At 37.6% G+C, this 15,375-nt stretch carries 13 protein-coding genes; 6 read left to right on the top strand and 7 right to left on the bottom strand.

Annotated elements, in window-relative coordinates:
- Window positions 1–61: 61 nt before the first annotated feature.
- A complete protein-coding gene (gene folD, locus V5290_RS11250) occupies window positions 62–916 on the bottom strand; it encodes a bifunctional methylenetetrahydrofolate dehydrogenase/methenyltetrahydrofolate cyclohydrolase FolD (RefSeq protein ID WP_333385548.1) in 855 nt (284 codons plus the stop codon).
- A 561-nt stretch (window positions 917–1,477) separates the two neighbouring features.
- On the opposite strand from folD, the gene V5290_RS11245 reads away from it, so the two are divergent.
- The 3 genes from V5290_RS11245 (at window position 1,478) to yeiP (ending at window position 4,683) form a co-directional block, all read left to right on the top strand.
- Window positions 1,478–3,673 carry an FUSC family membrane protein gene (locus V5290_RS11245; protein ID WP_333385545.1) on the top strand — a complete coding sequence of 732 codons (2,196 nt, stop codon included), beginning with the start codon at window positions 1,478–1,480 and terminating at the stop codon, window positions 3,671–3,673.
- Window positions 3,674–3,766: 93 nt separating this feature from the next.
- A complete protein-coding gene (locus V5290_RS11240; protein WP_333385542.1) occupies window positions 3,767–4,093 on the top strand; it encodes a TusE/DsrC/DsvC family sulfur relay protein in 327 nt (108 codons plus the stop codon).
- Window positions 4,094–4,116: 23 nt separating this feature from the next.
- Window positions 4,117–4,683, top strand: coding sequence for an elongation factor P-like protein YeiP (yeiP, locus tag V5290_RS11235; RefSeq protein WP_333385540.1), 567 nt, complete (start codon window positions 4,117–4,119; stop codon window positions 4,681–4,683).
- A 134-nt stretch (window positions 4,684–4,817) separates the two neighbouring features.
- Here yeiP and V5290_RS11230 read toward each other — a convergent pair whose 3' ends face one another.
- The 3 genes from V5290_RS11230 to V5290_RS11220 all read right to left on the bottom strand — a co-directional run bounded on the left by V5290_RS11230 (window position 4,818) and on the right by V5290_RS11220 (window position 7,493).
- The gene (locus tag V5290_RS11230) at window positions 4,818–5,270 is read right to left on the bottom strand and encodes an NfeD family protein (RefSeq protein ID WP_333385537.1); all 453 of its coding nucleotides are present in this window, start codon (window positions 5,268–5,270) and stop codon (window positions 4,818–4,820) included.
- 2 nt (window positions 5,271–5,272) lie between these two features.
- Complete coding sequence (locus V5290_RS11225) at window positions 5,273–6,334, bottom strand: 2-oxoglutarate and iron-dependent oxygenase domain-containing protein (protein ID WP_333385534.1); 1,062 nt, start codon at window positions 6,332–6,334, stop codon at window positions 5,273–5,275.
- A gap of 79 nt (window positions 6,335–6,413) precedes the next feature.
- A complete protein-coding gene (locus V5290_RS11220; protein ID WP_333385532.1) occupies window positions 6,414–7,493 on the bottom strand; it encodes a BMP family ABC transporter substrate-binding protein in 1,080 nt (359 codons plus the stop codon).
- 387 nt (window positions 7,494–7,880) lie between these two features.
- Here V5290_RS11220 and V5290_RS11215 point away from each other — a divergent pair, with 387 nt between their 5' ends.
- Window positions 7,881–8,399, top strand: a complete 519-nt coding sequence (locus V5290_RS11215) for a hypothetical protein (protein WP_333385529.1) — start codon at window positions 7,881–7,883, stop codon at window positions 8,397–8,399.
- A 68-nt stretch (window positions 8,400–8,467) separates the two neighbouring features.
- Here the strand turns inward: V5290_RS11215 and V5290_RS11210 are convergent, their stop codons facing one another.
- From V5290_RS11210 to V5290_RS11200, 3 genes are read right to left on the bottom strand one after another with little or no spacing between them, the layout of a single operon-like run.
- The gene (locus tag V5290_RS11210) at window positions 8,468–9,727 is read right to left on the bottom strand and encodes an ABC transporter substrate-binding protein (protein ID WP_333385526.1); all 1,260 of its coding nucleotides are present in this window, start codon (window positions 9,725–9,727) and stop codon (window positions 8,468–8,470) included.
- A complete protein-coding gene (locus V5290_RS11205) occupies window positions 9,727–11,154 on the bottom strand; it encodes an ATP-binding protein (protein WP_333385523.1) in 1,428 nt (475 codons plus the stop codon). Before V5290_RS11205 ends, V5290_RS11210 begins: the two co-directional genes overlap by 1 nt.
- A gap of 16 nt (window positions 11,155–11,170) precedes the next feature.
- The gene (locus V5290_RS11200) at window positions 11,171–11,896 is read right to left on the bottom strand and encodes a response regulator (protein ID WP_333385520.1); all 726 of its coding nucleotides are present in this window, start codon (window positions 11,894–11,896) and stop codon (window positions 11,171–11,173) included.
- 589 nt (window positions 11,897–12,485) lie between these two features.
- On the opposite strand from V5290_RS11200, the gene V5290_RS11195 reads away from it, so the two are divergent.
- Window positions 12,486–13,898, top strand: coding sequence for a diaminobutyrate--2-oxoglutarate transaminase family protein (locus V5290_RS11195; RefSeq protein ID WP_333385518.1), 1,413 nt, complete (start codon window positions 12,486–12,488; stop codon window positions 13,896–13,898).
- Window positions 13,898–15,373, top strand: coding sequence for an aspartate aminotransferase family protein (locus tag V5290_RS11190; RefSeq protein WP_333385515.1), 1,476 nt, complete (start codon window positions 13,898–13,900; stop codon window positions 15,371–15,373). Before V5290_RS11195 ends, V5290_RS11190 begins: the two co-directional genes overlap by 1 nt.
- Window positions 15,374–15,375: the final 2 nt, after the last annotated feature.

Genomic DNA, 15,375 nt, shown 5'->3' with positions numbered 1-15,375 from the left:
TAGGTTCTGATACAAAAAAGACTGCTTAAGCAGTCTTTTTTATTGGGAGATTAAACGTTAATTAAGAATGAAATTCATTACAAGCAAATAATGTATTCTCAATCAAAGTAGCCACTGTCATAGGACCAACACCGCCTGGTACAGGTGAAATGTAAGCAGCTCTTTCTTTAGCTGTATCGAAATCTACATCACCGGTAATTTTACCACTTTCTAAACGGTTAATACCAACATCAAGTACAATCGCCCCTTCCTTAACCCATTCACCAGGAATAAAGTTAGCTTTACCGCGTGCAACCACTAAAATATCCGCTTGGCGTACATGGTGCTCTAAATCGCTAGTAAAACGGTGACAAGTCGTTGTTGTACAACCCGCTAACAGTAACTCTAATGTCATAGGGCGACCAACAATGTTAGAAGCTCCTACTACGACCGCATGTTTGCCATGTAGGTCAACATCAATAGTCTCCAGCATAGTGATCATGCCACGTGGCGTACAAGAACGCAGTTTAGGGATACGTTGCGCTAAACGTCCTACATTATAAGGATGAAAACCATCTACATCTTTACTTGGTTTAATACGCTCAACCACTAAAGTTTCATCAAGTGATTTTGGTAATGGAAACTGCACTAAAATACCATCAATGCTGTCATCATCATTAAGCTGGTCGATCAAAGCTAATAAGTCTTCTTGTGTGGTTGTATCAGGCAAGTCAAAAGCCTTAGATGTGAAACCAACTTTTTCACAAGTACGACGCTTACTTTGAACATAAATTTGTGAAGCAGGATCACCACCTACTAACACAACAGCGAGACCTGGAGCGCGAAGTCCCTTTGCTATACGTGCTTTCACACCTTCAGTTACTTTATCAGTAACTTTAGCCGCAATCGCTTTCCCATCAATGATTTGTGCAGACATCAAGCAATACTCTTTGTAGTTAAGAAATTCTCGCTATTGTCGCAAAACTCACTTAAGAAGTCACATCAAACATACAAAATTTAATAACTAACACTAAACCTTAAACCTTTAGACTACCCCTTTAAATCTCGATATTTTTACTATTTCATTCTCGCTTTGATAATGGCTATAATACGCAACCATAAAATGATCATTAAGTAATCTCCGTTCTAGTTAATGGAAGCGAAACATCATATAAAATCAGATAGTTAAATCATGTAATAGACAATACTGATAATTGCGCGTAGGCAAGACAAATTATTGAAGCAATAACGAGTTATGCACTTCATAGTTGAATCTGCCAAATGATTTAGCGCAGGAATCCTAATAAATAGCGGTATTGACTCGCTTTTCTTATCCAGTATTGAGGTTAAGTACATGGCTATACAGCATTTATCTGATCAAAATATGATTTGATGAATAAGAATTCGATTAATGACTTAAAAATTAGATCTATTAATTACTATCATTAGTATAAAATAAACTTTCTTTTCTCCATTCCACTCTCATGAGAAGTCTTGCATGCAACACTCTTTTACTTTAATGCTCAGACGCCTAATTACAGACTCTAATACCCATTCTGGATTTAGAATTGTAATTGCAATGGCTTGTGTATTTATCCCTGCTATTTTTGACCTACAATTTGGTTTCTTTAAACAATCAAGTTTAGCGATTTCTCTTTCATTATGTTTAGGCGTGTTAGCGTCGGCTATTGTAGAAGTTGATGAAAATACTAAAGATAGACAAAAGTTTATTGCCACGGTAATTGCTTGCTTCTTTGTTGCATCATCGAGTGTTGAATTACTTTTACCCTACCCTATTTTATTCGCTGTGGGTTTGGGCACATCTACTTTTGCGTTTATGATGTTAGCAAGTTTAGGTATGCACTATAGCCGCATTGGATTCGGGGCAATCCTTATTGCGATATATACCTTAATTGGCCATCAACCAGAAGCTGCATGGTTTGAGTCTCCAATGTTATTAGCCTTAGGAGCTTTGTGGTATGGGCTGTTTGCTATTGCTTGGTCACATTTAAGCCCTAACCGAACATTACGAGAACAATTAGCACAATTATTTTATGCATTAAGCCGTTATCAGTTACAAAAATCTGAACTGTTTGATACGCAAAAAAGTAACTCTCGACAGGCGATTACCGATACCCGCCAAAAATTAGCCCAATTGAATATTAGTATTGTGGCTCGATTAGCCTCATCTAAAGATATGGTAAAGGGGCAATACCAAGCTAATAGACGTCAACAAGAATTAGCGCGCCTTAATCAATATTATCTTGTTGCTGAGCAAATCCATGAACGTATTTGTGCAAGTCAGTATCTATACAGCCAGTTAGAGCATACCTTCGGCCGTAGCCAGATTTTAGAAGGCTTTCATCAACTTTTATTACAGCTCAGTAGTGATTGTCACCTAGTCGGCAGCTGTATTAAAGACAAACATCCATATTTACATAGCAAACGTTTAAAATGGACTGTACAAGCCCTATCGGATCAACTCCTACTATTAAAACAAAAATTACAATCGTTTGATAATAACCAAGAAGCAATGCAAGCTCTTCAGGCTATTTATGATAACTTAAATGGAATTGATCAATTATTAATGTCATTGACCAATGTTAAATCGCAGCAATATCCAATTATTGTAGATAATGAACAAACGTTGCCACGTCCTTTTTGGAAAGTATTATTCGAAGCCTACCAACAAAAAACACCCGTATATAAACATGCAGTGCGTATTAGTGTCTCCTTAGTGATCGCTTTTGCCATACAAGCTAAATTTAATCTTAATAATGGCTACTGGATCCTTCCTACAGTATTGTTTGTTTGCCAACCCAGTTTTAGTGAAACACGCAAACGATTAATGTTAAGAAGCTTTGGTACCTTATTAGGCATTTTACTCAGTTTTCCCATTTTCTATTTTTTGCACGATACACTCTCACAAAGTGTATTGATGGTATTGGCAGCATTTTTATTTATCACCTATGTAAAAACCAATTATGGGCTCGCGGTTATTTTTATTACCATCATGGTGATGATCTTAACTAATCTATTGGCACCTTCTGGTATTGCTTTCTTATACGCCCGAATTTATGAAACTTTAATTGGTTGTGTGCTCAGCTTTGCTGCAATCAGTGTTATCTATCCAGATTGGCAATTTAAACGCTTTCCAGGCTTGGTTAATAACCACCTTTTAAAAACTAGCCGTTATTTTAAGCAGGTTGCACAGCAATATCAGTTTGGTCGAAGTGAAAGTATTATCTTCCGTCAAACTCGTTTCGCCGCTTTTAAGTCTGATTCAGCGTTAACCAATGCTTGGCAAAGTATGTTATTTGAACCGAATTCAAAGCAGCACCTTAAAAAAGAGGTTTATGGATTAGTTAATCGATGTGATGCTTTGTGTTGTTATATTGCTGCCCTTTCATCGCACCGTCATAAAATTGAATTAGAAACTGAATTAGCCGTGTTATCAGAGTTATTTGAAGCTACATCTCAACAAATTTTATTTACCTATCGTCCCGAGTTAAAACAGTCATCGGAGAATCAAATCGATATTGATAGCTTTGAACAATATAAAGAAAATATGTCCGATGAAGCTAAACTAATTGTGGAACAACTAAGGTTAATTGCTTTTTCAGCTATGGATATACAACTCTTATTAACCAAGATTGAAAGTGTTAATGAGAAAAATAGACGCAATGCACAGTAGACACAGCTAACCTTGCTTTTAAGATAGGCAATTTGTAACTTTTATTATAGAATTTTGCAGCAATCAAGCGTCCACTGATAAGAGGAAGATAACTTGCTTTTTAATGGTCAAGACATTGCAACTGATGCGCAAGGCTACTTGCTCGATTCCACACAATGGGATCTTGCTTTAGCGGAGTCAATTGCAAACATAGAAACAATTACAATGACAGAAGAACACTGGCAAGTGGTTTACTTTGTACGCGAGTTTTATGAGGAATTTAATACCTCACCAGCGATTAGAGCCTTAGTAAAAGCGATGCAAAATAAATACGGTAAAGATAAAATAAGCAGTCGTTACCTGTATAAATTATTCCCTGATGGTCCTGCAAAGCAAGCCACCAAAATAGCGGGTTTACCAAAGCCAGCTAGATGTATTTAAGTACTTAATAAAGGAAAGATAAGATGCCTAAGGCAAGTGATATCAAGAAAAACACCGCAATTGAATTTAATAACAGCGTTTACATCATTAAAGACATCGAACGTTCTGTACCGCAAGGTCGTGCTGGAGGTAGTTTATACCGCATGCGTATGTACGACGTAGTTACAGGTGCAAAAACAGATGAAACTTTCAAAGACAGTGATATGCTGACATTAGCAGACCTAATCCGTCGTAATGTTATGTTTTCTTACATTGATGGTGAAGAGTATGTATTCATGGATAATGAAGACTACACACCTTACAACTTAAATAAAGAAAGCATTGCTGAAGAAGTATTGTTCATTGATGAAAATACACAAGGTTTACAGGTAGTGATTGTTGATGGTTCACCAGTAGGTGTTGAATTACCTGCAAGTGTAGATTTAACTATTACTGAAACTGACCCATCCATTAAAGGTGGTTCAGCAACAGCACGTACTAAACCTGCAATCTTAACAACAGGTTTAACAGTACAAGTACCTGAGCACATTTCAACGGGTGATAAAATCCGTGTAAATACTACCGAAAAGAAATTCATGGGCCGTGCTTAATTAGAGCGATTGATTAACCATAACAGATAGAAACAATAAAGCCGATATTAATTATCGGCTTTATTTTTATATAATGTAAACAACATTAAATATCTGCCGTTAATCTAATCGGCGATTTGCTAGTACTATCTTTACTAAACAGCTTCTACTGTCAATACACCGACTTGCATATTGACTATCTTCACTTCAGTACCAGCTATTAACGCTTGCTTTGATCTAACTTTCCAATCAATACCTGAATATCGATGACTGACGGTTTTACCTAACTGTAGATCTTCTTCTAGAGTAAATGTTTCCCCTACCATGCCATTTTCAACTTGGTGAGCCTCAACGCTATTTTGCATACGCTTCATTGGTTTCCAGCTAACTAAAGCAACGAGTGATGATATAACCGCCGTTGCAAGTAAGGCATTAACTAAGGTTTCAGGTAAAAAACCTAATGCCATTAATAAACCAGTAATAATGGTTCCTACGCCTACAAATAATAATACAAAGGTTGAAAAACCAAGTACTAGCACTTCAATCACTAAAAATATTAGACCCAGCACAACCAGAGTTTGTGGAAGGTGTGTCAGTATGTATTCCATAATTAGCCTTTATCTTTATTTAAACTCGTAATAATTGTCATTGCTTGTGCAACCATTGAAGCTGCATCGTTACCACTGTCAGGTAGCAATACTACTGACGATTCCTTAGCTATAGCAGCTTTAGCTTGAATTGCCTTAGTAGCAAGATCTAGCTGGATCGCTTTTTGACCTGATTCTGTATTGGCAGCTTCACCAACTTTATTTAACGCTTCAGCTTGTGCTTCCGCAACAGCAATGATTGCTTCTGCTTCACCTTGTGCACGTAATACTTGTTCTTCTTTTTCAGCTTGAGCTTGTAATACAACGGATTGCTTTTGACCTTCTGCGACATTAATTGCCGCTTGACGATCACCTTCAGATTCTAAAATTTGAGCACGTTTAACACGCTCAGCTTTCATTTGTGTCTCCATCGCTTCCATTACAGTCGTTGGCGGCACAATATCTTTAATTTCATAACGCAGAACCTGAATACCCCAAGGACCTGCAGCTTCGTTGATTGATGCAACGATATTAGTGTTTAGAACATCACGTTCCTCAAAGGTTTTATCTAACTCCATCTTACCTAATTCTGAACGCATCGTAGTTTGTGATAATTGGGTAACAGCAAATACATAATCATCAACACCGTAAGTCGCTTTGTATGGGTCTAACACTCTAAAAAATAATACGCCATCGACGTTAGGGTATTGATTTGGTCCATAAAGTTGACTGCAACGTGCGACCTGAGGGTGATACGGGCTAAGGTCTAAAGCCATATCAAAGGTTTCTTTATGATCACTCGGCCCATTAGGATCTAGTTTTTCAGCACTCACCTGTCCCCAACCACGGTGATTACTTGAATGTTGAATATTAATTTTTTGTTTAGCAAACTCAGGTAAAGAGAAAAAAGTATTTGCCATTGACTGTACGCTATCAAACTGTTGTTTTGGAATACCATGGCCTGTTATATAAAAAAATCCAGTATCACGACATGCTTTATCAATGGCCGTAATGACGTCACTCCACTGGCTAATATCATCACTTTGTAGCGCACTTATATCAATGATGGGTAAGTTTAAGGTCATATTGTGTATCCTAAAATTGGGTATTTATTTAAGCGAGGAAACTTAGTACTAGCGAACTAGTACTAAGTGGGGTAACTATTTACTGTGGAATTTTTGCATCGATGCCTTCTACATACCACATCAAGCCAGCTAACTCTTTATCTGTTAGCGTTTTACCTGCAGGAATAACTTCGTTACCCTGGTTATCCTTCATTGGACCTGTAAAAGGATGGAATTCACCCGACTTAATTTTTGCTTCAGCTTCACTGATTGCCGTTTTGATATCATCACTTAGATTTGGGTTAACAGAAACGATTTGTAAAATCTCTTCTTTGAAACCGCCCCAGTAATCTTCAGGTTTCCAAGTGTTATCCATGATCTTCTGCACGGTATCAATGTAGTAAGGTCCCCAATGGTCACGCACTGAGAACATATGCGCAGTAGGTGCAAAGTGACTCATGTCAGAAGCTTGGCCAATACCCATTTTACCACGTTTTTCAGCAGCAATTAGCGGTGCTGGGCTATCTGTATGCTGAAGAATCACATCAGCACCTTGATCCATTAAAGCATTTGCTGCATCAGCTTCTTTACCTGGGTCGTACCAAGTACTTACCCAAACAATTTTCATTTTCACATCAGGATTAACACTTTTAGCGCCCAAGTAAACTGCATTGATATCGCGAATAACTTCTGGAATTGGGAAAGAAGCAATGTAACCCAATACGTTCGACTCTGTTTCCATACCTGCTGCAACACCAGAAACATAACGACCTTGATATGTACTTAATAAGTACGTACCGACATTTTTACTGCGCTTATAACCCGTTGCATTTTCAAAATGCACTTTAGGGAAACGTTTTGCCACTTTAATGGTTGGATTCATAAATCCAAAAGAGGTCGTAAAGATCACATCATGGCCAGTTTTAGCTAATTGAGTAATAACTCGCTCAGCATCAGCACCTTCAGGTACATTTTCAACATAAGTTGTTTCAACTTTTCCATCAAAATGCTTTTCTAACTCTAGTCGACCTTGGTCATGCTCGTAACTCCAGCCATGGTCACCAACAGGGCCTACATACACAAACCCCACTTTTAATGGATCATCCGCAGCTTGTGTTGTTGGCAATAAGAACGCGTTAACAGCCAAAGCAGCAGCTGTCACTAATTTGTTGAACTTCATAAATAACTCCCTTTTATTTAACATCAAATTACATTTAACTACAGTTAACTAGCAAAAAGCAAACCAATAAAAGGTTTAACGCCTTCAAAGGTTACTTTGTTAGCTAAAACAGGAGTTTATGTGATTTATTTAAGCTCTCTAGTATTCAAAAAATTTATGTTTTGTTCTGTTTTGGTGCATTTTCCTGACCATTTGCACAAATTGTGAGGTGTTGTTGTGGGATGTTGTTGTGAGGTATTTTTGTAAGCTGTTAGCCTCAATGTTAAAGCTTCCACTCATTTCACCAGTAAAACTATTTTCACTTTTATCTATAAAGTTTAATTGACTGATCTACACCCTTACTACAAACGTAAGATATAAAAAAATAACTTTTAAAGGATTAAAATTATGTTTAAACATTTATTATCTGCTCTGTTTTTATGCATCATCTCCTCTAGCTCATACGCAAACATTGAAGTTCAATTTCGTGATGGCGCTCCAAAAGATAAATTCACTATTAGTAATACAAGTAAATGTGATGTGCAAAAAATCGCGATGAATATTGACTTAACGAACAGTAATGGGCGTCTAATATTTGATACTACGGCATCGGGTCAAGGCGTAGAAGTATTCCAACCTTTTGAAGTCACCAAGGGTCAGGTATCACTTAATAAAACTGGTAATGTCAATGATGGCGACAAATTATTATCTCTGATAATTACTTCTATCGCAGCTAATGATACAGCTAGTTTCACTATTGACGTTGATGATACGCTTGCAAAAAGTGAGTTAGGTAATATACGCGTTACTGACGCAGAAATAGCTAAAGGCACAGTTAGTGCAACAATTAATAATAATGAAGTGCTAAATGCCACTTTCGACGACAAGGGTAAAGCAGTATTGTTAATGGCTAACTGTGCAAATTAAAAAATATCGATAAACTTTGATAATTTAGTTTTGCCTCTCTGTTCTTAAACAAACAGAGACAAATTAAATTATTTAGACGTTAATGCTTTTACCATTACATCTAGTTGCTGAACCGCTTCTTCAGCGCTCAATGACTCGCTATTAAAGTAATCGCTGATCAACTGAATTATTTGCCCTTGTTGATGACTGCTAGTCGCCATGTTTTGAGTAAATGATGGGACTTTTATTTTATGGTCAAAGTCATAGGCTGATTGTTTTGAGCACGCATCAAAGCTACTTAAGTCAACGTTTTGACGAGCAGGAATAGAGCCTTTTGCTTTACTAAAATCTATTTGAAACTCAGGTGATATTAATGTGTTTACAAAGACTTTTTGGTTGGTCTGCTCTACGTCTGTGTTTACTTTTTTGAACAAAACAAAACTATCAATATTATAGCTAAAAACCTCTTCAGTACCCGGTGCAGGCACACAACGATAATCTTTTAACGCTTCTTTCCCCGCTGCTGTCCAACTGCCTTTAACCCAGTCCCCCATAAAAAACATAGCAGCTTGATCATTGATAAAGGATTGAGAAGCCCAAAACCAATCTTGTCCCTGTTGTGCGATAGAAGTATAACGATGTAAGCGCTTGAATAACTTAAACGCTTCAACCATAGCTGCTGAGTTAATCACACTATTGTCAAAATAAACAAAAGCCTTAATGTAATTGTCAGGGCCTAATACTGAGATCGCTATCGATTCAAACAATAACGCATCTTGCCAAGGGGTACCTCCCATTGATAAAGGTTTTATCCCTTTGGCTTGAATGAAATCAGCCACGGTAAAAAACTGTTTCCAAGTAGTGGGGGCAGCTAAACCGAAACGCTTAAAAATTTTTGTATTCAACCATAGCCAGTTCACTCGGTGAATATTAATAGGTACGCCCATATATTTGTTGTCTACTGACACATCATTAATAACAACTTCAGGCAAAAAATTAGTCCAAGCACGCGTATCTACCAACTTATCAATAGATACTAACATGCTTAATTTATCCCACTCAGTAATGTCAGGACCTTTGATTTGAGCGGCTTCAGGTGGCGTTCCTGATAAAGCGCGCATTTGTAATACATGTATTGCACCATCACCACCACCACCCACTATGGCAAAGTCTTCAAACTCAATATTCTTAATTTTAAGATGATCCACTAACACCTGTTTAGATTGAAGTTCTCCAGGCTCAGTCCACCAGTGTAAGACTTCAAAAGGTGCAGCATTGGCTGTGTAACTTAAAATATAGGTACCAATACAAAACACTGTAGACAGCGACTTTATGATATTTTTATTCATTAGCATGCTCTCGGTAAAACAACACATACTGCAAGTCCACCCTGAGGGTGATTAAATAGGTGTATCTCTCCACCATGTGCTTGAATGATATTACGAGCAATACCCAAACCTAAACCATGGCCTTGTTTATCGTTATGTAAGCGCACATAAGGCGTAAAGATTGAACTTAAATCTGACTCGGCGATACCAGGCCCTTGATCCCTCACCGTAATGACTAATGAATGAGCTGAATCTTTAACAAATACATCCACTGTCGCGCCATATTTCACACCATTATCGATAACATTGGATAGCGCTCTTTTTAAAGCATGGGGTTTGCCTCGAAATGTATCCTTGGTATTGATATGTAATCTAATCACGTCTTTTTGCGTACCAACGATCTGTTGTAATAATTTATCAATATTAATATTATCGATGTTTTCATGAATATTAGTATCTTTCACTGTTTGCAGTGCCGCTTTAACCAACATTTCTAGATCTTCTAAATCAACATTAAACGCATCCGTTTGTTTTTCATCTTCCAATAATTCCGCCCGTAAACGTAAACGCGTGATTGGTGTTTTTAAATCATGAGAGATTGAACGAAATACCTCTTCTCTATCCTTTATATAACTTTGTAGTTTCTGTTGCATATGATTAAAAGCACGAGTCGCCGCAACAATTTCTGTTGCCCCTTGCTCTACTAGAGGAGGTTTAGTGAAGTCTATACTAAATTCCCCAACTGCTGATGCTAAATTTTTTAAAGGTTTTGTTTGCCAATAAAAAATCAAATAAATAAAAGTTAAGAGGATGAAAGTAGTCACCGTAATGGATACAAACTGCTGAGTTGAAATTGGTGACGGATCATCTAATAAATACGGAGGAGGTAAAACCGCGGCTAAATATAGCCATTCGTTTTCACCTAGCTCCATTTGCAATACCAAAATTGGAGGGCTGACTGACGGAATCATTAAACTATAAGCACCCCAAGACGGCGGCAGATCTTTGAGTAAAATATTATTATTAATGACATGTAAATCATCTGGGCTAGAAAACTCTAAGTATAAGGTCCTATGCTCACCCAATTTTTTCTGAACTATCCCCTTCATGTCACTTAGCACTTGCTGCTTTAAATCACTGTTGTTAATAGGATTGATGTCTATCATTTTTTTATTTAATGAAACAAAAAAACGCGAACCACCTAAATCTCGTAATTGCTCTAAAACTAAATGGCGATAACTATTGGGTAATTTTTGAAAAAAGGAAATAGTACTCACTGCACTATTTGCTAAATTTTGTGCATTAGCAATCACTGCATTTTTTTCAGTATCGGCAATTTGTGTTACCCAAAACAGGCTGGTCAAACTTTGTGCCAGCACCACAGACACGATAGTCAGTAGCAGCATTCGCGAGATCAACGATCCAAATAGTTTTCTAATATAAGCCATGTTTTACCAATTATGATTATTCTGTGAGTCGTTGTATTTCAGCAATGAAAACATAACCTGCGCCACGTACGGTTTTAATGATTTGTGGATTTTTGGCATCGTCTCCTAAGTTTTGGCGTAAACGACTTAAATGCACATCAATAGCGCGCTCATTAGAGAAAGCATCTCTACCATGTAAAGTTTGACAGATTTTATCTCGAGAAATAGCCTCATTTGGGTTCTCTAGAAATAACATCAACAATTGAAAATCCGCACCTGTTAACGATAAACTTTCACCATTATCATTTAATAAGGTCTGTTGTAATGCATCCAACTTCCATTGCGCAAACTTCATAAAACGAGGTTTTACTGAATCAATGGCAGCTTTATGGAAAGCACTTCTGCGTAATAACGCTTTAATACGTGCAAGTAATTCTCGAGGGCTAAATGGTTTAGCCATATAATCATCAGCACCAATTTCCAAACCTAACACTCGATCGACTTCATCTGAATTAGCAGTCAACATAATAATAGGCACATTAGAATTTTGACGAACACGCTGACACAAAACAAAGCCATCGTCACCTGGCATCATAATGTCTAATACAATTAAGTCTGGTTGATGTAACGCTAACTGTTTTTCCATCTCAATACCGTCTTCAGCGGAGATAACGGAAAATCCGACTTTACTGAGATATTCCGATAATAACTCTCGAATAGTTTTATCATCATCGACGACTAAAATTTGTTTACTATTTGACACATGAACTCGCTTATTACAGAAAAAATTTGATAATGAAAAAATCACCAAAAGAGAAACCATTTTAAACTAAACAAGTAATCGCAAACAATAAACGCTATGGTTTTGTTGTAGAGTATTGATTCACCCCGCAAAAACACAACAAAATCATTAAAAAAAACGCACAAATATAAAGTCTATTATTCAAACAAATACAAAGTTAAACCATTAACTTTCAATAACATAAAAACAGTGAATATTTTAATTTAAATAAACCCGTCTTTTAAGCTTGCACTGGCTATAAACGATGATAAAATGCGCGCGTTTTCAAATTCAACTCACAAATTATTTTAACGATTAACTATTAAACGGAGGCCTATACAATGCAAACACTTAACATTGACTCATCTAGATCTCTAAATCGTTATTTTAACCCCCAAAAACAATACTCATTACAACATCGCGAACGTACAGTCGAACCTTGAGCCATTACTCTTAAGCACTGTAAATTTCGTACCGAATATTTGTAATAAATTTATTGCTATGCCTTATTTACTCAATTTATTTTTATAAATTGCTGTATTTTAATTTTTCCAGTTTAGTGGAGCGTAAAATGCCGAACGTCCTAAATTTAGCACCAGAATGTCACTCTTTAAACGATTCAGAAGTACCTGTTGTTACTTCTCCATATGACTTAACGCCCGATGAAGTATTATTAAGTCAAGAACACTATGAATCTGAAGTACGTTCATACCCACGTCGCCTACCTATTGCGATAAAAAATAGCCGTGGAGCTATCGTAGAGGATACTAAAGGCCAAGTATATTTAGACTGTTTAGCATGTGCTGGAGCACTACCGTTAGGCTACAATCACAAAGAAATAAACCAAGTATTGATTAATCAAATCAACATGGGTGTACCTTACCAAACATTAGATTTAACGACTCCAAGTAAAGATGCGTTCATTAAAGCTGTAATGCAGTTTTTACCGACTAATTTCGCTAAAACAGCACGTATTCAATTCTGTGGCCCTTCTGGCGCTGATGCTGTAGAAGCGGCAATTAAGTTAGCTAAATTATACACTAAACGTAATACCATGATGTCATTCCAAGGTGCTTACCACGGTATGACTAATGGTTCATTAGCCTTGACTGGTAACTTAGGCTCAAAAAGTCGTCGTACAGGGTTAATGTCTGACGTACACTTTATGCCATTCCCATACAGCTTCCGTTGTAAATTTGGCTTAGGTGGTGAAGAAGGCGCAAAACAAAGTATCCGTTACATTGAATCAGTATTATGCGATGACGAGTCTGGCATTACTAAACCTGCTGCAATAATTGTTGAGCCTATACAAGGTGAAGGCGGCGTGATACCAGCACCGAAAAAATGGTTGCAAGAATTACGTCGTATTACTACTGAACACGGTATTTTACTGATCTTTGACGAAGTACAATGTGGTATTGCACGTAGTGGCGATCACTTTGCTTTTGAAGAGTCTGGTATTGAACCAGATATTCTTATCCTATCTAAAGCGATTGGTGGCGGTATGCCAATGTCGATTATTCTTTACCATGAGAAATTCGATTGTTGGAATGCAGGTGAGCACACAGGTACCTTCCGTGGTAACCAATTAGCCATGGCGAGTGGTGCAAAAACACTAGAAATTATTCAACGTGATAATTTAGCAGACAATGCTGCACAACGAGGTGAGCAACTTCGTGAAGGTTTACGCCGTGTTCAAGCAAACTTCCCACATATCGGAGAAGTACGAGGCCGAGGTTTAATGAACGGTATCGAAATCGTTAAACCAGGCGAAACCAATGCGTTAGGCCAAGCCGTTGCAGATCCACAATTAGCTATCGCCATTCAACGTGCCGCATTAGAGTTAGGTTTGATTATTGAGAAAGGTGGACGTCAAGGTGCTGTATTACGCTTCTTACCTCCGCTAGTTATTAGTGAAGTGCAAATTAACTTTGTAATTGACACCATTGAAAAAGCAATCAAAATTGCAGTGGAAGCACAATAATGACAGCAACCAACAACTGGTCAGGATATTTTGCTCAGCTTGGTGAGAATCAAGCTTTTGAGCAAGCAACTGCACAGACTAAAGCAGCAATTGATGGTTTATTTCAACATGCAACTACCCCTTATTCAGGGCTTGAGCCTGCATTATTGAAACAGCAGCTTAATGCAGTGGACTTCACACAACCAGCGCCGTTAGCTGAAGTGATCGAAACCACTAACCAACTGGTTGCCAAAAACTCATTATTAGTGCAGCACCCACATACGATTGCACATTTGCACACACCGCCTTTAATCGCATCGATTGTCGCTGAACACTTTATTGCAGCGTTAAATCAATCAATGGATTCTTGGGATCAGGCCCCTGCTGCCACTTTCGTTGAGCAACAAATGGTAGATTGGTTATGTAATACCTACCAAATGGGTGAGCGTGCCGATGGGGTTTTCACCAGCGGTGGTACACAAAGCAATTTAATGGGTTTGTTGTTAGCACGAGATTGGTTTGCATACCAACAATCACAACATGATGTACAGCAAGACGGTTTACCTGATTACGCTCAAAAAATGCGTATCATCTGTTCAGATAAGAGCCACTTTACCGTACAAAAATCAGCGTCGTTAATGGGTTTAGGTGAACGCAGTGTTGTCTTGGTGAAAACCAATGTACAAGGGCAAATTGATGTTGATGAATTACAATTAATCATTGAGGCACTAAAAGCGCAGGACCTATTACCTTTTGCTGTTGTTGCTATGGCAGGTACTACTGACCATGGTGCGATTGATGATCTAGAAGCGGTTGTTGATATCGCACGCAATGCAGGTTGCTGGTCACATGTCGATGGTGCTTATGGCGCCGCGTTACAATTAAGCGAACAACATAAAAACCGCCTTAAAGGCATTGAACTAGCAGATTCTGTCAGTGTTGATTTCCATAAACTGTTCTATCAAACAATCAGTTGTGGTGCTTTATTAATTAAAGATAAAGCTAACTTTAATACCTTATTACATCATGCTGATTACTTAAATCGCGAAGGTGATGAACTGCCTAACTTGGTGGATAAAAGCATTGCGACGACGAAACGTTTTGATGCATTAAAAATGTTTATGACATTAAAAGCAGTTGGTGTGAAACAGTTTGGTGAATTTTACGATCATCTACTTTCTTTAACACAAGACGTAGCAGATAAGATCCATCAAAACCCGCATTTTGAGTTATGTTGTACTCCGTTACTCTCAACGGTATTGTTCCGCTTATCAAGTAAAGTTCAGGGCGAGCTGAATGAAATTGAGTTTAATCAGTTACATCAAACCTTACGTTTACAACTATTAACCAGTGGTGAAGCTGTGATTGCAGAAACCAAGGTTGATGGGCAATTAGTGCTTAAATTTACGTTATTAAACCCATGTTTAAATAGCGCAGATTTCGATTCATTAATCGCTAAGATTGAAACGACTGCTCTGCAATTAATCAATCAATAAAA

This window comes from Psychromonas arctica (genome assembly GCF_036697365.1).
In the GTDB taxonomy this organism is placed as follows: Bacteria; Pseudomonadota; Gammaproteobacteria; order Enterobacterales; family Psychromonadaceae; genus Psychromonas; species Psychromonas arctica_A.
This window is presented reverse-complemented; position numbering and strand designations above follow the sequence as displayed.